Origin of the sequence: Burkholderia sp. MSMB1498 (assembly GCF_001526245.1) — a bacterium.
Classification (GTDB): Bacteria; Pseudomonadota; Gammaproteobacteria; order Burkholderiales; family Burkholderiaceae; genus Burkholderia; species Burkholderia savannae.
Window position 1 is genome coordinate 1 of the sequence record NZ_LOYJ01000066.1, and the last position, 18123, is coordinate 18123.

Sequence of the window (18123 nt, forward strand, 5' to 3'; positions counted from 1 at the left end):
GCGTCCAACGCGTCCAACGCGTCCAACGCGTCCAACGCGTCCAACGCGTCCAACGCGTCCAACGCGTCCAACGCGTCGACAGCGGCGGCCGCAAAGAATTTCGCGTCCGCGCAAATTCCCGGCAAGCGCGGCGCGCTCGCCGCATCGGCCGCAAGCGCGCCGCACGCGTGCACCGCCGCCCGGCGCGATGCGTTCTGGCTCGTCTTGCTCTACGGCCTGCCCGGCTTCGGCTACATCATCACCGCGACCTTCCTGCCGGTGATCGCCCGCGCCGCGTTGCCCGCGCACTCGCCGTGGCCCGATCTGTTCTGGCCGACGTTCGGCGCGGCGCTGATCGTCGGCGCGCTGGTCGGCGCGCGGCTGCCGAGCCGCTGGGACAATCGCCTGCTGCTCGCGGTTTGCTGCGCGGTGCAGGCGGCCGGCGTCGCGCTCGGCATCGTCTGGCCGACGGCGCCCGGATTCGCGTTCGGCAGCGCGCTCGTCGGCTTGCCGTTCACCGCGATCACGCTGTTCGCGATGCGCGAAGCGCGCCGCTTGCGCGGCGAGCGCGCGGCGGGCCTGATGGGGTATGCGACCGCGTCGTATGGCGTCGGACAGATTGCCGGGCCGCTGGCGGCCGCGCCGCTCGCCGCGCGCGCGGGAACCTTTTCGCCGGCGCTCTGGCTCGCGTCGGCGGTGCTGCTCGTCGGGGCGGCGGGGTTTGCAGCGGTAGCGGCGAGTTCGCGCGCGACGACGCACGGCCGCGACGTCGCATGAGCGCGCGACTGGCGATGGCGCGATGAAGCGGTTGCGGGCGTTCGAGCACGCCTGCTGCATCGACGCGCTCGACGTGCTCGACGTGCATCGTGCGTTGCGTCGTTGGGAGCGCGCGCCGCGTGCATTGCCGAGCGTCGCCTTTCCCGCGTCGAATGCGCGGCCTCCGCCTCTGCCGCCTCTGCCGCCTCCTCCGCCTCCTCCGTCTCCTCCGTCTCCGCCGCCTCTGCCGCCTCCTCCGTCTCCTCCGTCTCCTCCGTCTCCTCCGTCTCCTCCGTCTCCGCCGCCGCGCCGCGGTGCTGCACGATTTTTTGTCGAGCCGCGTCGCGACGGTCCGTGTTGAGGCATCGTCGCTTGCCGCTTGCCGCTTGCCGCTTGCCGCTTGCCGCTTGCCGCTTGCCGCGCATGGCGCGCGCATCCTGCGCATCGACCGGAGCGCGCCGCGCGCGCCGAATGACCGCCGCAATCGATCGTCATCGAGCTTGCGCGCCCACGCGGCGCGTTCCGCCGCTTCCACTTTTCTCGATGCGCTCGCCGCGCATCCAACGAGCATCCGACGCGCATCCGACGAACGTGCGTCGCAGGCCGCGGCGAATTGCGAATATCGTGAAAGCACGGACTGCCGGCCGTCGGCCGCTATGCAATAATCAATTCACCAGTGCGTGCTAGTCCTTTGCGCGCCGCGCAACGGGCCCCTGGCATAACGACTGCCTTGGAGGTGCACTGTGTCTCGTCAAACGCTTGGCCGCGCCCTGATTCACGCTGCAGCGATCGGGGCGGTGCTTGCGGGCTTTGCCTGCCTGCAGCCGACGGAGATCGCAGCGGGCACGTTGCCGCAAACCCTGAAGGCGAAGCGGATCGCGCAGACGGGCCCTGCGGGGCCGATCGATTTCCCCACGCTCGTCGAGCGTTACGGGCCCGCCGTCGTGAACGTGAGCGTGCCGGCGCAGGAGCCGCAGATGTCGGCGTCCGGCCTCGAGGCGCTCGACCCCGACGATCCGTTCTTCGCGTACTTCAAGCTCTCCGCGATGCAACCGCCGACGTCCCAGGACAACGCGCCGCGCGCGATGGCGGGCGCGGGGTCCGGTTTCATCGTCAGCCCGGACGGCATCATCCTCACGACCGCCTACGTGGTCGGGCAGGCGACCGAGGTGACGGTCCGCCTCGTCGATCGGCGCGAGTTCAAGGCGCGCGTGGTGGCGCTCGACGACCAGAGCGACGTGGCCGTGCTGCAGATCGATGCGACGAAGCTGCCGACGGTGCGGCTCGGCGACTCGTCGCGGGTGCGCGTCGGCGAGCCGGTGCTGACGATCGGCGCGCCGGACGGCGCCGCGAACACGGTGACGACGGGCATCGTCAGCGCGACGTCGCGCACGCTGCCGGACGGCGGCAGCTTCCCGTTCTTTCAGACCGACGTGACCGGCAATCTCGACAATTCGGGCGGCCCGGTGTTCAACCGCGCCGGCGAGGTGATCGGCATCGATGTGCAGATCTACGGGAGCGGCGACCGCAATCCGGGCGTGACGTTTGCGATTCCGATCAATCTGGCGGTGAAGGTGCGCACGCAGGCGATGCAGGCGCAACAACAGGCTCAGCTGCAGGCGCGGCAACAGGCCCAGCAGCAGGCCCAGCAGCAGGCCCAGCAGCCGCAGTACGCGGCGCAGCAGAACGGGCTCGGCGTCGACGTGCAGGACGTCGGCCCGGGGCTCGCGGCGGCGTTCGGTTTGCCGCGGTCGGCGGGCGCGCTCGTCAACGCGGTCGAGCCGGGGTCGCCCGGGGCGGCGATCGGTTTGAAGCCGGGCGACGTGATCGTGCAGGTTGGCGACAGGCCGGTCGGCCGTTCGTCCGAGTTCGCCGGCGACGTGGCGGCGCTGCCGCCCGGCGCAAGCACGCCGATCAGGCTGGTGCGCAACCGCGCGCCGATGACGCTGAGGCTCGGATCGGGCCCGGCGGCGGGCGCGGCGGCCGCCGGTTCGTCGGGCAGCGCGAGCGCCGGCCGAAGCGAAGCGGGCGGCGCGGATCGCCTCGGCCTGACGATGCATCCGCTGACGGACGACGAGCGCCGCTCGACGGGGTTGCCGGTCGGGATGGTGGTCGACGCGGTGCGCGGACCGGCGGCGAACGCGGGCATCCAGCCGGGCGACGTCGTGCTGGAGTTCAACGACACGCTGATCGAGACGCCGGACATGGTGCCTGCGTTGGAGGCGAAGGCGGGAAAGGTGGTCGCGGTGCTGATACAGCGCGGCGGCGAGCGCAAATTCGTGTCGGTCAAGGCGAGGTAGCGCCGATGCGGGGAGTGCGTGCCGCGCCGGGCGCGTCTCGATCGTCCAAACTCGCTAGAATTGGGCCTTCCCGACCCAAAAAAACGGCAGGACTCGCGCGCCGCGCCCGACGTATCCGAGCGAGCGGGCAAAGCCGCCGGCCGATCCCCGACAAATGACCACCGCAGACTACCGATTCTGTCCTCGCTGCGCGCGAGCGCTCACCGAGCGCGTCGATTCCATCGAGGAGGGCGGCCGCGTGCGCCGCGCGTGTCCCGACGAAACCTGCGGCTATGTCCATTGGAACAATCCGGTGCCCGTCGTCGCGGCGATCGTCGAATACGAAGGCAAGATCCTGCTCGCGCGCAACGCCGCGTGGCCCGAAGGCGTGTTCGCGCTCATCACCGGCTTCCTCGAGCGCGGCGAAACGCCCGAGGCGGGCATCGCCCGCGAAGTGCGCGAGGAGACGTCGCTCGACGCGGAATCGGTGAAGCTCGTCGGCGTTTATGAGTTCATTCGCAAGAACGAATTGATCATCGCGTATCACGTGCGCGCGAATGGGACGATTCGCCTGTCGCCGGAGTTGCTCGAATACCGGCTCGTCGATCCGCCGATGCTGCGGCCGTGGCGCGCCGGCACCGGCCAGGCGCTCGCCGACTGGATGCGCGCGCGCGGCCTCGACTTCGAAATCGTCGAGTTCCCCGGCCAGTAACGAAGCACGGAAACGGATTGGGCGCCGCGGCGGGCAAGCGGGGGCAGGCGACGAACAAGCCACGGACAAGCGGGGAACAAGCCACGAACAAGCCACGAACAAGCGGGCCGCGCCGGCGCGGCCCGCCGCCCCGGGCGGTCGGCGTCAGCCGGCGCGCGCCGCCTGCACCGCCGTGCCGTAGCACAGCACCTCGGTCACGCCCGACGCGATCTCGGTCGCGTCGTAGCGCATCCCGATGATCGCGTTGCCGCCCATCTGCCGCGCTTCTTCGACCATCCGCTCGTAGGCCTCCCGCCGCGCGCGCTCGCACAGCGACGTGTAGAGCGAGATGTTGCCGCCGAACAGCGTTTGAATCGACGCGCCGAACGTGCCGACGATCGAGCGCGAGCGCACGACGATGCCGCGCGCGACGCCGAGCGAGCGTTCGATCCGGTAGCCCGGAATGTCGAAAGCGGTCGTGATGAGCTGCGGATCTGCCATGATGTTTCCTCTTCGATGTGAAAATAACCTTGCGCCGCGCCTCTTGGAATTTGCCGCAATCTATGCTTTTCTGTGCGGCACGCCCCGCGTGCGCCGCGCCCGGCGTCGCATGTTCGCCCGGACGAAGGCCGCTTGTCCAGCGCCGGGCGGCGCATCGGCCGCGCGCGAACGTGCCGCCCGGCGATTCGAACGAGCGCGACCGAAGGAGACTTCCCGTGGCCTACATTTATTACCTGACGCACATTCATCTCGGCGACGACGCGCTCGCGATGCTCAAGGCCGAATGCGCGCGAAGCGGCATCGCGCGCCCGCTCGTCGTGACGGACAAGGGCGTCGCGGCGGCGGGGCTCGTCGATCGCGCGCTGGACGCGCTCGGGGCGGGCGCGCTGCCCGTGTTCGACGATACTCCGTCGAATCCGACCGAAGCCGCCGTGCTCGCCGCCGCGGCGCGCTACCGCGACGAAGGCTGCGACGGGCTCGTCGCGGTCGGCGGCGGCTCGGCGATCGATCTCGCGAAAGGCGTCGCGATCGCGGCGACGCATCCGCTGCCGCTCGCGCGATACGCGACGATCGAAGGCGGCAGCGAGCGGATCACCGCGGCCGTCGCGCCCCTCGTCGCGGTGCCGACGACCTCGGGCACGGGCAGCGAGGTCGCGCGCGGCGCGATCCTGATCCTCACCGACGGCCGCAAGCTCGGTTTCCATTCGTGGCACCTGCTGCCGAAGGCGGCGATCTGCGATCCGTCGCTGACGCTCGGCCTGCCGCCCGGCCTCACGGCCGCGACCGGCATGGACGCGATCGCGCACTGCATCGAAACGTTCCTCGCGCCGGCGTTCAACCCGCCCGCCGACGGCATCGCGCTCGACGGCCTCGAGCGCGCGTGGGCGCACATCGAGCGCGCGACGCACGACGGCGGCGACCGCGCCGCGCGTCTTGCGATGATGAGCGCGTCGATGCAGGGCGCGATGGCGTTCCAGAAGGGGCTCGGCTGCGTGCATTCGCTGTCGCACCCGTTGGGCGGCGTGAAGGTGAACGGCAAGACGTCGCTGCATCACGGCACGCTGAACGCGGTCGTGCTGCCCGCGGTGCTGCGTTTCAACGAAAGCGCGGCGAGCGTGGTCGCCGAGCGCCGCTATGCGCGGATGCGCCGCGTGATGAATCTGCCCGAGCGCGCGGATCTGCCGCAGGCGCTGCACGACATGACCGCGCGCCTCGGCCTGCCGACGGGACTCCGGCAAATGGGCGTCGACGAGCGCGTGTTCGAGCAGGTGATCGAAGGCGCGCTCGTCGATCATTGCCACAAGACGAATCCGCGCGTCGCGACGGCGGACGACTACCGGCGCATGCTCGTCGAATCGCTGTGACGGCGCCGCGCGCGGTTTCGCCGGCATCTTCTGCGGCGTGTCCGCGGTTGCGTTCGTCAGCGCGTTCGTCAGCGCGTTCACCGGCGATTCCGGGCGACGCGGCGACGCCGCCCGATCGCGCAGCCGCCGCCTCGCCGTCGCGCCGCCTCGCCGCCTCGCCGTCGCGCCGCCGTGCGGCCATCCTCAACCCATCGTCAAGCAACCGTCCTTTCGCATCGCGCCGACATGTCCTCAGCCAAACCCGTTCCGCTGCCGCGCAGCGCCTACCGCCATTTCCTGCCGATCACGACGCGCTGGATGGACAACGACGTCTACGGGCACGTGAACAACGTCGTCTACTACAGCTACTTCGACACGGTCGTCAACGAATACCTGATCCGCCGCGGCGTGCTTGACGTCGAGCACGGCGAGACGATCGGCCTCGTGGTCGAGACGCAGTGCAACTACTTCGCGCCGCTCGTGTTTCCGCAGCGCGTCGAAGCGGGGCTGCGGGTCGCGCGGCTCGGCTCGTCGAGCGTGCGCTACGAGGTCGGCCTGTTCGCCGACGGCGACGCGTCGGCCGCCGCGCAAGGGCATTTCGTGCACGTGTACGTCGATCGCGCGACGCGCCGTCCGGTGCCGCTGCCCGAGCCGTTGCGCGCCGCGCTCGCGCCGCTTGCCGCGCCGCAGGCGGCCTGACGCGGTGCAGTCGATCGTCGTCAATCTGCTGAACGGCCTGAGCTACGGGCTGTTGCTGTTCATGCTGTGCGCGGGGCTCACGCTGATCTTCAGCATGCTGGGCGTGCTGAACTTCGCGCATGCGAGCTTCTACATGCTCGGCGCGTATGCCGGCTACGCGATTGCCGCGCGCACGAGTTTCTGGGTCGCGCTCGTCGCCGCGCCGCTCGTCGTCGGCGCGCTCGGCGCGTTGTGCGAACGCGCGCTGCTGCGGCGGGTGAGGGCGAGCGGCCATCTCGACGAATTGCTGCTCACGTTCGGGCTCGCGTATCTGATCGCCGAGGGCGTGAAGCTCGTCTGGGGGCTCGCGCCGCTCGCCGCGCCCGTGCCCGCCGCGCTCGACGGCGCCGCGTTCGCCGTCGACGGCGCGGTGTTTCCGCGCTATCGCGTGTTCATGATGATCGTGTCGGTCGCGATGCTCGGCGCGTCGTGGGCGATGCTGCGCGTGTCGCAGACGGGGCTCGTCGTGCGCGCGGCGCTCACGCATCGTGCGGCGGTCGAGGCGCTCGGCCACGACGTGCCGCGCGTGATGACGCTCGTGTTCGGCGCGGGCACGGCGCTCGCCGCGCTCGCGGGCGTGATCGGCGCGCCGCTCGCGGTGATCGAGCCCGCGATGGCGCAGACGCTCGGCTCGGTCGTGTTCGCGGTGATCGTGATCGGCGGGCTCGGCTCGCTCGCGGGCGCGCTCGTCGCGTCGCTCGCGGTCGGTTGCGCGCAGACGTTCGCGACGGCGAGCCGCGCGTCGCTCGGCGACGCGGGCGAATGGGCGGGCATCGCGTTGCCCGACGCGTGGCGCGCGCTGACGCTCGCGCCGCTCGCGCCGCTGATTCCGTATCTGCTGCTCGTCGCGGTGCTCGCGTGCCGCGCGCGCGGCCTGCTCGGCGAGCGCGACGATGTCTAGCGCGGCCGTGCGAAGCCGTCTGGCCGCCGCGCTGCCGTGGCTCGCGCTCGTCGCGCTGCTCGCCGCGCCCGCGCTCGCGTGGCCGCGCGGCTGGGTGCTCGGCTATCTCGCGCAGACGGCCGCGATGATCGTGCTCGCGCTGTCGTACAACCTGCTGCTCGGCACGACGGGACTGCTGTCGTTCGGGCATGCGGCGTTCGCCGGGCTCGGCGCGTTCGCCGCCGCGCACGGGTTCAATCGCTACGGCCTGCCGCTGCCGCTCGTGCCGCTCGCCGGCGGCGTCGCGGGCGCGGGCTTCGGCGCGCTGTTCGGCTTCATCGCGACGCGGCGCGCGGGCACCGCGTTCGCGATGATCACGCTCGGGCTCGGCGAGCTCGTCGCGGCCGCCGCGTGGAGCGTGCCCGACTGGTTCGGCGGCGCGGGCGGCGTGTCGATCGACCGGGCGAGCGGCCCCGCGCTCGGCGCGTGGGATTTCGGCAAGCCGGCGCAGGCGTATGCGCTGATCGCGATCTGGTGCGTCGTCGCGGCGGCCGCGATGCGCGCGCTCGTGCGCACGCCGCTCGCGCGGCTCGCGAACGCGGTGCGCGACAACCCGGCGCGCGTCGCCGCGCTCGGCACCGATCCGCGCCGCGTACGCTACGCGATGGCGATCGCGGCGGCGTTTTTCGCGGGCGTGTCGGGCGCGCTGACGCTGATCGACGTCGAGGTCGCCACGTCGGAGAGCGTCGGCATGCTGCGCTCGGGCGCGGTGCTGTTCGCGGCCGTGATCGGCGGTGCGACGAGCTTCTTCGGGCCCGCCGTCGGCGCGGTGCTGCTGACGTTCTTCAGCGTGTTCGTCGCGAGCGTGTCGCGCGCGTGGCTGCTGTATCTGGGGCTGCTGTTCGTCGCGGTCGTGCTGGCGGCGCCGGGCGGCGCGAGCGGCTGGCCGCGCGCGCGGCGCGAGGCGCGGCGGCGCGGCGGCGCGCGCTTCGACTGGCGGCGCGAGCTGCTCGGCGCGCTCGCGGCGCTCGCGGGCGGCGTCGCGATCGTGTTCGTCGTCGAGCTCGCGTATGCGCTGCGGTTCGCGCAAGACGACGCACGGCGCGCCGTCATCGGGCTCTGGCGGTTCGATGCAGGCGCGCCGCTCGGCTGGGCGGTCGCGGCGGCCGCGGCGGCGATCGGCGCGGGGTTCGCGCAGGCGGCGCGGCGGCGCGGCGCGAATCGTGCTCGTGCGGATCTCGCGGATCGCTCCGATCGCGTGATTCGCGCGAATGCCTCGGATGATTCGAATGCTCGGGACATCGATGCGGCCGGCGCGCCCGGCATGCCGTACGCGAGCGGCGCAGCCGGCGCAGGCGGCAAGGCGAGCGCGCTTGCGCCCCGTGCGGCGGTTGCCTCCGACGACGCAGCCGCGCTCGCAGCCCGCGCCTCGGCCGCCGCGGCCGATCCCGAGCGCGCGAGCGCCCACGCGGCGACCGCGCCTGCCGCGTTGCGCCTGACGAACGTCGGCAAGTCGTTCGGCGCGACGCCGGTTCTCGTCGGCGTCGATCTGACGATCCGCGCCGGCGAGCGCCATGCGTTGATCGGCCCGAACGGCGCCGGCAAGTCGACGCTCTTCAACCTGATCGCGGGCGCGCTCGCGCCGACGCATGGCCGCATCGAGCTGAACGGCACCGATCTCGGGCGGCGCGGCCCGCATGCGGTCGCGCGCCTCGGGCTCGCGCGCAGCTTCCAGCAGACGAGCGTGTTCGCGCGGATGAGCGTCTACGACAACCTGCGCTGCGCGGCGCTCCACGCGCCGCGGCAGCGCCGCCGCTGGCGCAACCGGCTCGCGGGCGCCGCCGAGATCGATCGCGCCGCCGACGCCGCGCTCGCGTCGATCGGCCTCGCCGCGCACCGCGACGCGCTCGCGGGCAGCCTGAGCTACGCGGAGCAGCGCGCGCTCGACGTGGGCCTCGCGCTCGCGAGCGGCGCGTCGGTGTTCCTGTTCGACGAGCCGACGGCCGGCATGAGCCGCGAGCAGGCGCGGCGCACGATCGCGCTGATCCGGCGCGCGACGGCGGGCAGGACGGTGCTGATGATCGAGCACGACATGGACGCGGTGTTCGGCTTCGCCGATCGCGTATCGGTGCTCGTGCGCGGCGAGCTCGTCGCGACCGGCGCGCCCGCGGCGATTCGCGCGAACGCGGCCGTGCGCGCCGCGTATCTCGGCGAGGCGTTCGAGCGATGAGCGCGCTGCTCGAACTGCGCGGCGTGCGTGCCGGATACGGCGCGCTGCCGGTGCTCGACGGCGTCGACCTGCGGATCGCGGCGGGCGAGGCCGTCGCGCTCGTCGGCCGCAACGGCTCGGGCCGCTCGACGCTCGCGAAGGCGGTCATCGGAATCGTGCGGGCGGCGGGGACGGTGCGCGTCGACGGCGTCGACGTCGCGGGCGCGCCGCCGTTCGAGATCGCGCGGCGCGGCGTCGGCTACGTCGCCGAGAGCCGCGACGTGTTTGCGTTGCTGAGCGTCGAGGACAATCTGCGGCTCGGCTTGCGCGGCATGTCCGGCGCGGCTGCGCGCGCGGCGCTCGCCGACGCGCGCCGGCGCTATCCGATGCTCGCCGAGCGCTGGCGGACGAAGGCGGGCGTGCTGTCGGGCGGCGAGCAGCAGATGCTCGCGCTCGCGCGCGCGCTGATCGGCGCGCCGCGCGTGCTGATCGTCGACGAGCCGGCCGAAGGGCTCGCGCCGCTCGCGGTCGAGCAGGTGCGCGCGTGTCTTGCCGACGCGAAGGCGCAAGGCGTCGCGCTGCTCCTGATCGAGCAGCGGATGCAGCTCGCGCCCGCGCTCGCGTCGCGCGTCGCGGTGATGGGGCGGGGGAGAATCGTCTACGACGGCGCGGCGAATGCGCTCGATGCGGGAATCGTCGAGCGTTGGCTGAGCGTCGGTTGACGGGCGGCGGGGCGGACGGCCGCGTCGAACTCGCGAGCGGTGCGCCGATCTTGCGGCGCGGGCGGCGATCGCGCGCCGGCTGGCCGCCAAATGGTCGCCGATTGGCCGCTGATTGGTCGCCGATTGGTCGCCGATTGGTCTCCGGCCGGCCACCGAATGTCCACCGAATGGCCGCCCGGCAGCCGCCGCGGTTTCGCCGTCACCGCCCGCCGCTCAGCAGCCACTCGTGCGCCGGATCGTTCTTGAAGTGCCACACGCGGCTCGGCCCGGCCATCACGTTCAGGTAGTACGACTCGTACCCGTATGGCACGACGACCGGGTGATAGCCGCGCGGCACCAGCACGACGTCGTGATCGCAGACGGCCATCGATTCGTCGATGTCGCGCGAATCGGTGTACACGCGCTGGAACACGAAGCCCTGCGGCGGATGCACGCGGTGGTAGTACGTCTCTTCGAGCGCGCTTTCGGCGGGCGCGTTGTCGGTGTCGTGCTTGTGCGGCGGATAGCTCGACGAATGCCCGGACGGCGTGCGCACCTCGACGACGAGGAGCGACTCGGCGGGCTCGGTCTGCGGCAGGATATCGCAGACGTAGCGCGTGTTCGCGCCGCTGCCGCGCACCGAGCGCCGCATCTGCGACGGCTTGATGAGCCGCGCCGGATAGCGTCCGGCCGCGGGCGCGCTCGCGACGCCGAGCTCCGCGTCGCGCGACGCGCGCACGGCGACGGATCGCATCGGCGGCAGGTACAGCGCGTACGGCGCGACGCCGTCGAACACGCTGTCGCGCGAGCCGAGCCCGGTCCAGCGGGTGCCGTCGTCCGCCTCGACGTCGACGGTGCCCGTCAGCACGACGATGCACATCTCGCGCGCGGCCTCGGCGAGCGCGAGCGCCTCGCCCGCCTTCAGCCGATACGCGGCGAAGCCGACGTGCTTCCAGTGCGCCGATTCCGGCGTGACGCGCGCGATCGACGCGCCGTCGGCCGCGCCCTTCACGAGCAGACTCATTTAAGCGGCCTCCTGGTCGACGGGATCGACGGGATCGACGGGCGGGAGCGGCGCGTCCACGAGCGCGCGCAGCGTCCGATAGCCCTTTTGCGCGTACGCGTAGCTCGGCGCGACGGCCGGGTCCTGCTCGGCCTCGACGACGAGCCAGCCGCGATAGCCGTGGCGCTTCAGCATGCCGACGATCGTCGGGAAATCGATCGCGCCGTCGCCCGGCACCGTGAACGCGCCGGCGATCACCGCGTCGAGGAAGCTCCAGTCGCGGTTGCGCGCGAGCCTGATCACGGCCGGGCGCACGTCCTTGCAATGGACGTGGCACACGCGGCCGATGTGCTTCGCGAGCTCGGCGACCGGATCGCCGCCGCCGAACGTCATGTGCCCGGCGTCGAACAGGAGGCCCACCGCGTCGCTCGTGCTCGCCATCAGCCGGTCGACGTCGGCCGGGGATTCGACGTATGCGCCCATGTGATGGTGATAGCCGAGCCGCACGCCCTGCGAGCGCGTGTAGCGCGCGAACGCGTCGACGCGTTCGGCGTACGCGTCCCAGCGCGCGTCGTCGACGAAGCGCGGGCGCTGGTAGAGCGGCGCGGGCGAGCCCTGGATCGTGCCCGCCACTTCGCCGTAGACCATCACGCTCGCGCCGTTTTTCGCGAGCAGCTCCAGGTGCGGGCCGACCGCGTCGATCTCTTCCTGCACGCCGCGCTCGGCGAGCCGGCCCGAATGCCAGCCGGACACGAGCGACAGATCGTACTGCGCGAGCAGCGCCTTCAGCGCCTGCGGCTCGCGCGGAAACTTGTTGCCGAGCTCGAAGCCTTCATAGCCGATCTCGCGGCCCTCGGTCAGCGCGACGGACAGCGGCGTCTCGCCGCCGAGCGACGGCAAGTCGTCGTTCATCCACGACAGCGGATTGATGCCGATACGGATCTCGGGTGTGCTCATGTCGATGATTCCGGGGTAGAGGTCGAAGGCGAAGCGGGGGCCACGCCGGCGCGCGCGGCGAGCCGCCGCTCGTAGTTCGCGCGCGCGTCGCGCACCGCGTCGCGCGGCGACACTTCGGGCACCGCGACTTCCCACCACCAGCCGCCGTCGGGCGTCGTGCGGGCGGGGTCGGTGTCGATGCAGATCACGTATGTGCGATCGGACGCGCGGGCGCGCGCCATCGCCGCTTCGAGCGCGGCGACGTCCGCGACGTGCTCCGCGTGCGCGCCCAACGCGCGCGCGTGCGCGGCGAAATCGATGCGCGGCGCGCCGAGCGGGCCCTGCACGCAGTCGTCGAACAGGTTGTTGAACGGCGCGCCGCCGCACGCTTGCTGCAGCCGGTTGATGCAGCCGTAGCCGCGGTTGTCGAGCACGACGACGACGAGCTTCGCGCCGAGCATCACCGACGTCGCGATCTCGCTGTTCATCATCAGATAGCTGCCGTCGCCGACCATCACGATCACTTCGCGCGCGGGTCTGGCGAGCTTCGCGCCGAGGCCGCCCGCGATCTCGTAACCCATGCACGAATAGCCGTATTCGACGTGATAGCCGCCCGGCGCCGCCGCGCGCCAGAGCTTGTGCAGCTCGGCGGGCAGCGTGCCCGCGGCGCACACGGCGATGTCGCGCACGGCCGAGTCGGGCGCCGAGCGCTGCACCGCGCCGATCACGTCGGCGTCGTACGGCAGCGCGCCCGCGCGCTGCGGCGCGTGCGTGAGCGCGTTCACCGCGTCGCGCCATTCGCTCGCGAGCGAGCGCGCGCGGGCCGTCCACGCGGCGTCGGCGCGCCAGCCTTCGAGGCGCGCGCCGAGCGCGTCGAGCGCGAGCCGCGCGTCGGCCTGCACGATCGACGCGCGGTGTTTCAGCGCATCGAATGCGTTCGCGTTGATGCCGACGACGCGCGCCTGCGCGAACAGCGTGTTCGAGCCCGTCGTGAAATCCTGCAGCCGCGTGCCGAGCGCGATCACGCAGTCGGCATCGTTCGCGAGCGCGTTCGCGGCGGGCGAGCCCGTCACGCCGACGGCGCCCGCGTTCAGCGGATGATCCCACGGCAGCGCGCTCTTGCCGGCCTGCGTCTCGCCCACCGGAATGCCGTGCCGCTCGGCGAACGCGGCGAGCGCGGCCGCGCCGCCCTCGCTGTACAGCGCGCCGCCGCCCGCGACGATGAACGGGCGCTTCGCCGCGCGCAATTGCGCGAGCGCCGCGTCGAGCTCCGCTTCGACGGGCGCGGGCGCATGGAACGTGACGACGCGCGGCGCGAAGAACTCGGCCGGATAGTCATACGCCATCGCCTGCACGTCCTGCGGCAACGCGAGCGTGACCGGGCCGCAGAGCGCCGCGTCGGTCAGCACGCGCAGCGCGCGCGGCAGCGCGCTCAGCAACTGGGCCGGGTGCACGATCCGGTCGAAATAGCGCGACACGGCCTTGAACGCGTCGTTCGCCGAAAGCCCGCCGTCGTGGAAATCCTCGATCTGCTGCAGCACCGGGTCCGGCGCGCGCGACACGAACACGTCGCCCGGCAGCAGCAGCACCGGCAGCCGGTTCACGTGCGCGAGCGCCGCCGCCGTGACGAGGTTCGTCGCGCCGGGGCCGATCGACGTCGTCACGGCCATCATCCGGCGGCGCAAGTGCGCCTTCGCGTAGGCGATCGCGCTGTGCGCCATCGCCTGCTCGTTGTGCGCGCGGTAGGTCGGCAACGCGTCGCGGTGCTGATGGAGCGCCTCGCCGAGGCCGGCGACGTTGCCGTGCCCGAAGATCGCGAACACGCCGCCGAAGAGGGGCGCGCCGCCGTCGGCCAGGCCGCCGCCGCCGCCGCCGTCGTCGTTCGCCGCGACGCGCTGCGCGGCCAGATACCGCACGAGCGCCTGCGCGGCGGTCAGCCGGATCGTGCCGCGCGCGTTCGCGGCCGGATCGCCGATGATGTCGTTCACGCTGGAATCCCGTCGGGTTTCGTCATCCGTTGCTCTGCGATTCATGCGCAGGCTCCTAGGCGGCCGCGCGCCGCGCGGCCGCGTGCCCGTCGCGCGCGCCGCTTTGCGCGCGCGCCGCGCGCCACGCGCCGATCAGCGTCTCGAACGTCCGCCGCACGCGCGCGATCAGCTCGGCGTCGCCGATCTCGCCGGCGAGCCACGCGCGGCTCGGCTCGTGGAAGATCGTGCGGCCGACCGTGAAGCCGCGGCACGTGGCGGACGCGGCCGCCGCCTTGAAGCCGTCGACGAGCTCGTCGACGGGCGCGGACAGGCCGAGCAGCACGACGCCGCGGCAGTGCGGATCGCGCTCGGCGATCAGCGCGTCGATCGCCTGCCATTGCGCGGCGTCGAGCGGCGCGAGCTTCCACCATTCCGGCTGGATGCCGAGGTTGTACAGGCGCTTGAGCGCGCGGTGCACGGTGTCGGCCGCCTGCGGCAGATCCGCGCGGCGCGGCGGGATCACTTCGAGCAGCAGCTCGTGGCCGCTCGCCTGCACCGCGTCGTACAGCGCGCGCAGCTGCGTTTCCTGCTCGATCCGCTGCTCGGCGGTTTCGTCCGGATGGTATTGAACGAGGCACTTCGCGACGTGCTCCTGCGGCCACGACACGAGCGTCGTGCCGATCGAGCGGCCGTGATCGAATTCGAGCGGCAGCGATCCGGGCAGCTCGACCGGGCGGCCGATCCACCAGCCGCGGCCCGTCGCGTCGTTGAGCGCGTCCTGGCCGTAGCGGTCGTCGATCAGCACGCCGATCCGGCCGGCGAGCCCGAGCTGCGCCTGCGTCTGCGCGACCGCCTCGACGAACAGGCGCTTGAGCGCTTCGATGCGCGCGACGCTCGCGCCCGTTTGCCGCGCGAGCTCGAAGAACTGATTGCGATGATCGAACGCGAAGCCGAGCACCTCGTCGCGCGGCGTGCGCGCGGGCGTCACGCGGTGCAGCCGCGCGAGCGTCGGATCGAGGTCGGGGCGGCGCATCCGCGCCGGATCGCGCTTCGCCTCGCCGAGGAAATGCGCGAGCTCGGCGGGCGTCGGCATCGCGGGCGAGCAGCCGTGCCGGGACACGACGAGCGCGCCGCACGCGTTCGCCGCGCGCGCCGCCTCGGCGAACGGCCGCCCGCGCAGCCATTGCGACAGGAAGCCCGACGCGAACGCGTCGCCCGCGCCGAGCACGTTCATCACCTCGACTTCGACGCCGCGGATGATCGGCAGCGCGTCGAGCGTCGCGGGCACGTCGCCGTCGACGATCGAGCAGCCGAGCGGCCCGCGCTTGACGACGAGCGCAGCGCACGTCACCGCGCGCACCATCGCGAGCGCGTCGAGCAGCGCGTCCTTGCCGCCCGCGATGCGGAATTCCTCCTCGGTGCCGATCACGACGTCGAACAGCGGCAAGATCCGCTGCAGGTGCGCGGTCACGCCTTCGTTCGCGACGAAGCGCGTCTCGCCGTCGGCCTTGTCCGTCAGGCCCCACAGCACGGGGCGATAGTCGATGTCGAGCACCGTGCGCACCTGGTTGCGGCGTGCGTAGTCGAGCGCGCGGCGGCTCGCGCGCATCACCCGCTCGGTCGAGAAGTGCGTGCCGGTGATGAGAAGCGCCTTCGACGACGCGATGAACGCCTCGTCGAAGTCGCTTTCGTCGAGCGCCATGTCCGCGCAGTTCTCGCGATGGAAAATGAGCGGAAACGTGTCGCGATCTTTCAGGCCGAGCAGCACGAGCGCGGTGAGGCGCTCGGGATCGGTGCGCAGGCGGCTCGTGTCGCAGCCTTCGCGCGCGAGCGTCTCGAGCACGAAACGGCCCAGGTGATCGTGGCCCACGCGCGAGAGCATCGCCGATTTGAGGCCGAGCCGCGCGCAGCCGAACGCGATGTTGCCCGACGAGCCGCCGAGATATTTCGCGAAGCTCGACGCATCCTCGAGCCGCGCGCCGATCTGCTGCGCGTAGAGATCGACGGCGACGCGGCCGATGCAGATCACGTCGAGCGGGCGATTCTGCGAAAGGGGGAGAGTAGGGAAAGTCATCGCGAGTCCTGGATCAAATGGTCGCGCCGTCGAGTTCGGCGATCATCTTCTGCATCTCGGCGCCGCCCGCCATCATGTCGAGCACCTCGTTCTTGCTGATCGTGTCCTTCGTGAACGTGCCGAGCGAGCGGCCGCGGTTGAGCAGCGTGAACGAATCGCCGATCGGGTACGCGTGATGCACGTTGTGCGTGATGAAGATCACCGAGATCCCTTTCGCGCGCGCGGTGTGGATCAGCTTCAGCACGTTGAAGCTCTGCTTGACGCCGAGCGCGGCGGTCGGCTCGTCGAGGATCAGCACGCGCGCGCCGAAGTGGATCGCGCGCGCGATCGCGAGACACTGCCGCTCGCCGCCCGACATCGTGCCGATCGGCTGATGCGCGTCGCGCACGTTGATGCCCATTTCGGCGAGCTTCGCGCGGGCGATCTGCGCGCTCGCATCGAGATCCATCACGTTGACGAAGCCGAACAGCTTCTTCCGCGGCTCGCGGCCCATGAAGAAGTTGCGCGCGACCGACAGCAGCGGCACGAGCGCGAGATCCTGATAGACGGTCGCGATGCCGAGATCGAGCGCGTCCTTCGGCGATGCGAAGCGCACCGGCTCGCCGTCGACGAGGTACTGCCCGTCGGACGGCTGGTGCACGCCCGCGAGCGTCTTGATGAGCGTCGACTTGCCGGCGCCGTTGTCGCCGAGCAGGCAATGCACCTCGCCGCGTTTCAAGCGCAGCGTGACGCCCGACAGCGCGATCACCTTGCCGAAATACTTGCTGACGTTCTCGAGCGAGAGAATCGTTTCGTTGGATGCTGACGTGGACATGCTTGAACTCCGTTACGATTGCGACACGCGGCGGCGCACGTAGTGGTTGAACAGCACGGCGACGAGCAGCATCACGCCGAGGAACACGCGGAACCAGTCCGAGCTGATGTTCGTGTAGGTGATGCCGATCTGCACGACGCCGAAGATGAGCGCGCCGAACGCCGCGCCGATCACCGATCCGTAGCCGCCCGTGAGCAGCGTGCCGCCGATCACCGCGGCGATGATCGCCTCGAACTCCTTCTGCAGCCCGCGGTCGGCCGCGGCCGAACCGATGTCGGCCACCTGCAGCACCGCGAACAGGCACGCGCAGAACGCGGTGAGCACGAACAGCGAGATCTTCACGCGGCGCACCGGCACGCCGACGTTCTTCGCCGCGTGCGCGTCGCCGCCCGACGCGAGTATCCAGTTGCCGTAGCGCGTCTTCGCGAGCACGAACGCGCCGATCGCGGTGACGGCGAGCCACCACAGCAGCACCTTCGGCACGCCGGGCACGAGCGGCTCGCCGTTGTCGAGCACCTGGCCGACGCCTGCGTGCGCGAGCCAGCGGAACAGGTCGTGGAACGCGACGCCCTGGAACAGCAGGTGCACGACGGGGTCCGCATGCGCGTAGTCGCCGAGGCCCGAGACGATCGTGCGGTCGGCGAACATGATCGAGAGCGCGAGCGTCAAGCCGCGCAGGATGAACAGGAACGCGAGCGTGACGATGAACGAAGGCAGCTTCGTGCGCATCACGAGATAGCCGTTCAGCGCGCCGAGCGCCATCGAGCCCGCGAACGCGAACAGCACCGCGAGCCAGATCGGCCAGTGGAAGTAGACGGTCGGAATCGCGACCATCATCCCGGCGAAGCCGATCATCGAGCCGATCGACAGGTCGAACTCGCCCGCGACCATCAGCAGGCACGCGCCGACGGCGAGAATGCCGAGGTAGGCCGCGACCTGCGACCAGTTCATGATGCCGTCGAGATTGAACATCCCGGAGCCGCCCGCGCCGAACGCGAACACCGTGAACACGAGCGCGGCGCCGGAAATCGCGGCGAACTCGGGGCGATTGAGAAAGCGCTGGAACCACGCCTCGCCGCGCAGCCGCTCGTCGGACGCCGCGCCCGGCTGCTGTTTCTCGTGTGCATGCGCTGACATGTGCTTGCCGACTACACCCATGATGTCTCCTTGATGCCCGGCGGGCGCTCGGCGCGTTCGGCCCCGCTTCGCCGGTAAAGCGCGCGGGCGAGCGCCGCGCGTCGTACGACTCGAT

The 18123-nt window shown here is 71.6% G+C and carries 15 protein-coding genes; 8 read left to right on the forward strand and 7 right to left on the reverse strand.

Features of this window, described 5'->3' with window-relative positions; all coding sequences use genetic code 11:
- The 3 genes from WS91_RS12265 to WS91_RS12280 all read left to right on the forward strand — a co-directional run.
- A partial coding sequence (locus tag WS91_RS12265) for a YbfB/YjiJ family MFS transporter (protein WP_156432361.1) occupies nucleotides 1–756 on the forward strand: 756 nt, incomplete at its 5' end.
- 722 nt (nucleotides 757–1478) lie between these two features.
- On the forward strand, nucleotides 1479–3035 hold the full coding sequence (locus WS91_RS12275; protein ID WP_059670344.1) for a trypsin-like peptidase domain-containing protein: 1557 nt from the start codon (nucleotides 1479–1481) through the stop codon (nucleotides 3033–3035).
- Nucleotides 3036–3189: 154 nt separating this feature from the next.
- Entirely contained in the window at nucleotides 3190–3726 is a 537-nt protein-coding gene (locus WS91_RS12280) for an NUDIX domain-containing protein (protein WP_038751328.1), read from the forward strand.
- Between the two features lie 144 nt (nucleotides 3727–3870).
- Here the strand turns inward: WS91_RS12280 and WS91_RS12285 are convergent, their stop codons facing one another.
- Nucleotides 3871–4206, reverse strand: a complete 336-nt coding sequence (locus WS91_RS12285) for a YbjQ family protein (RefSeq protein ID WP_038751326.1) — start codon at nucleotides 4204–4206, stop codon at nucleotides 3871–3873.
- A 215-nt stretch (nucleotides 4207–4421) separates the two neighbouring features.
- Between WS91_RS12285 and WS91_RS12290 the strand changes: the two genes are divergently transcribed.
- From WS91_RS12290 to WS91_RS12310, 5 genes are all read left to right on the forward strand, one after another.
- Nucleotides 4422–5570 carry an iron-containing alcohol dehydrogenase gene (locus WS91_RS12290; RefSeq protein WP_059670345.1) on the forward strand — a complete coding sequence of 383 codons (1149 nt, stop codon included), beginning with the start codon at nucleotides 4422–4424 and terminating at the stop codon, nucleotides 5568–5570.
- Nucleotides 5571–5795: 225 nt separating this feature from the next.
- A complete protein-coding gene (locus WS91_RS12295) occupies nucleotides 5796–6248 on the forward strand; it encodes an acyl-CoA thioesterase (protein ID WP_038751323.1) in 453 nt (150 codons plus the stop codon).
- A gap of 4 nt (nucleotides 6249–6252) precedes the next feature.
- On the forward strand, nucleotides 6253–7188 hold the full coding sequence (locus tag WS91_RS12300; protein ID WP_059670421.1) for a branched-chain amino acid ABC transporter permease: 936 nt from the start codon (nucleotides 6253–6255) through the stop codon (nucleotides 7186–7188).
- Nucleotides 7181–9397 carry a branched-chain amino acid ABC transporter ATP-binding protein/permease gene (locus tag WS91_RS12305; protein WP_059670346.1) on the forward strand — a complete coding sequence of 739 codons (2217 nt, stop codon included), beginning with the start codon at nucleotides 7181–7183 and terminating at the stop codon, nucleotides 9395–9397. The genes WS91_RS12300 and WS91_RS12305 overlap by 8 nt, the downstream gene beginning before the upstream one ends.
- Nucleotides 9394–10098, forward strand: coding sequence for an ABC transporter ATP-binding protein (locus WS91_RS12310; RefSeq protein ID WP_059583064.1), 705 nt, complete (start codon nucleotides 9394–9396; stop codon nucleotides 10096–10098). The genes WS91_RS12305 and WS91_RS12310 overlap by 4 nt, the downstream gene beginning before the upstream one ends.
- A gap of 199 nt (nucleotides 10099–10297) precedes the next feature.
- Here WS91_RS12310 and iolB read toward each other — a convergent pair whose 3' ends face one another.
- The 6 genes from iolB to WS91_RS12340 are packed head-to-tail and all read right to left on the reverse strand — an operon-like array spanning nucleotide 10298 to nucleotide 18029.
- On the reverse strand, nucleotides 10298–11101 hold the full coding sequence (gene iolB / locus WS91_RS12315; RefSeq protein ID WP_038751315.1) for a 5-deoxy-glucuronate isomerase: 804 nt from the start codon (nucleotides 11099–11101) through the stop codon (nucleotides 10298–10300).
- Nucleotides 11102–12037 (reverse strand): myo-inosose-2 dehydratase, encoded by a 936-nt coding sequence (iolE, locus tag WS91_RS12320; protein ID WP_059645679.1) that lies wholly within the window; start codon nucleotides 12035–12037, stop codon nucleotides 11102–11104.
- The gene (gene iolD, locus WS91_RS12325) at nucleotides 12034–14049 is read right to left on the reverse strand and encodes a 3D-(3,5/4)-trihydroxycyclohexane-1,2-dione acylhydrolase (decyclizing) (protein WP_059670347.1); all 2016 of its coding nucleotides are present in this window, start codon (nucleotides 14047–14049) and stop codon (nucleotides 12034–12036) included. The genes iolE and iolD overlap by 4 nt, the downstream gene beginning before the upstream one ends.
- A 10-nt stretch (nucleotides 14050–14059) precedes the next feature.
- Nucleotides 14060–16057, reverse strand: a complete 1998-nt coding sequence (locus tag WS91_RS12330; protein ID WP_059670348.1) for a bifunctional 5-dehydro-2-deoxygluconokinase/5-dehydro-2-deoxyphosphogluconate aldolase — start codon at nucleotides 16055–16057, stop codon at nucleotides 14060–14062.
- A 13-nt stretch (nucleotides 16058–16070) separates the two neighbouring features.
- A complete protein-coding gene (locus WS91_RS12335; protein WP_059670349.1) occupies nucleotides 16071–16871 on the reverse strand; it encodes an ATP-binding cassette domain-containing protein in 801 nt (266 codons plus the stop codon).
- 12 nt (nucleotides 16872–16883) lie between these two features.
- Complete coding sequence (locus WS91_RS12340; RefSeq protein WP_059670350.1) at nucleotides 16884–18029, reverse strand: ABC transporter permease; 1146 nt, start codon at nucleotides 18027–18029, stop codon at nucleotides 16884–16886.
- Between the last annotated feature and the right edge of the window lie 94 nt (nucleotides 18030–18123).

Excerpts from the sequence above, each read along its gene's own strand:
- WS91_RS12280 (WP_038751328.1), top strand. The coding sequence starts at position 3,190 with ATGACCACCGCAGACTACCGATTCTGTCCTCGCTGCGCGCGAGCGCTC.
- WS91_RS12285 (WP_038751326.1), bottom strand. The coding sequence starts at position 4,206 with ATGGCAGATCCGCAGCTCATCACGACCGCTTTCGACATTCCGGGCTAC.
- WS91_RS12295 (WP_038751323.1), top strand. The coding sequence starts at position 5,796 with ATGTCCTCAGCCAAACCCGTTCCGCTGCCGCGCAGCGCCTACCGCCAT.
- WS91_RS12305 (WP_059670346.1), top strand. The coding sequence starts at position 7,181 with ATGTCTAGCGCGGCCGTGCGAAGCCGTCTGGCCGCCGCGCTGCCGTGG.
- WS91_RS12310 (WP_059583064.1), top strand. The coding sequence starts at position 9,394 with ATGAGCGCGCTGCTCGAACTGCGCGGCGTGCGTGCCGGATACGGCGCG.
- iolB (WP_038751315.1), bottom strand. The coding sequence starts at position 11,101 with ATGAGTCTGCTCGTGAAGGGCGCGGCCGACGGCGCGTCGATCGCGCGC.
- iolE (WP_059645679.1), bottom strand. The coding sequence starts at position 12,037 with ATGAGCACACCCGAGATCCGTATCGGCATCAATCCGCTGTCGTGGATG.
- iolD (WP_059670347.1), bottom strand. The coding sequence starts at position 14,049 with ATGAATCGCAGAGCAACGGATGACGAAACCCGACGGGATTCCAGCGTG.
- WS91_RS12330 (WP_059670348.1), bottom strand. The coding sequence starts at position 16,057 with ATGACTTTCCCTACTCTCCCCCTTTCGCAGAATCGCCCGCTCGACGTG.
- WS91_RS12335 (WP_059670349.1), bottom strand. The coding sequence starts at position 16,871 with ATGTCCACGTCAGCATCCAACGAAACGATTCTCTCGCTCGAGAACGTC.
- WS91_RS12340 (WP_059670350.1), bottom strand. The coding sequence starts at position 18,029 with ATGGGTGTAGTCGGCAAGCACATGTCAGCGCATGCACACGAGAAACAG.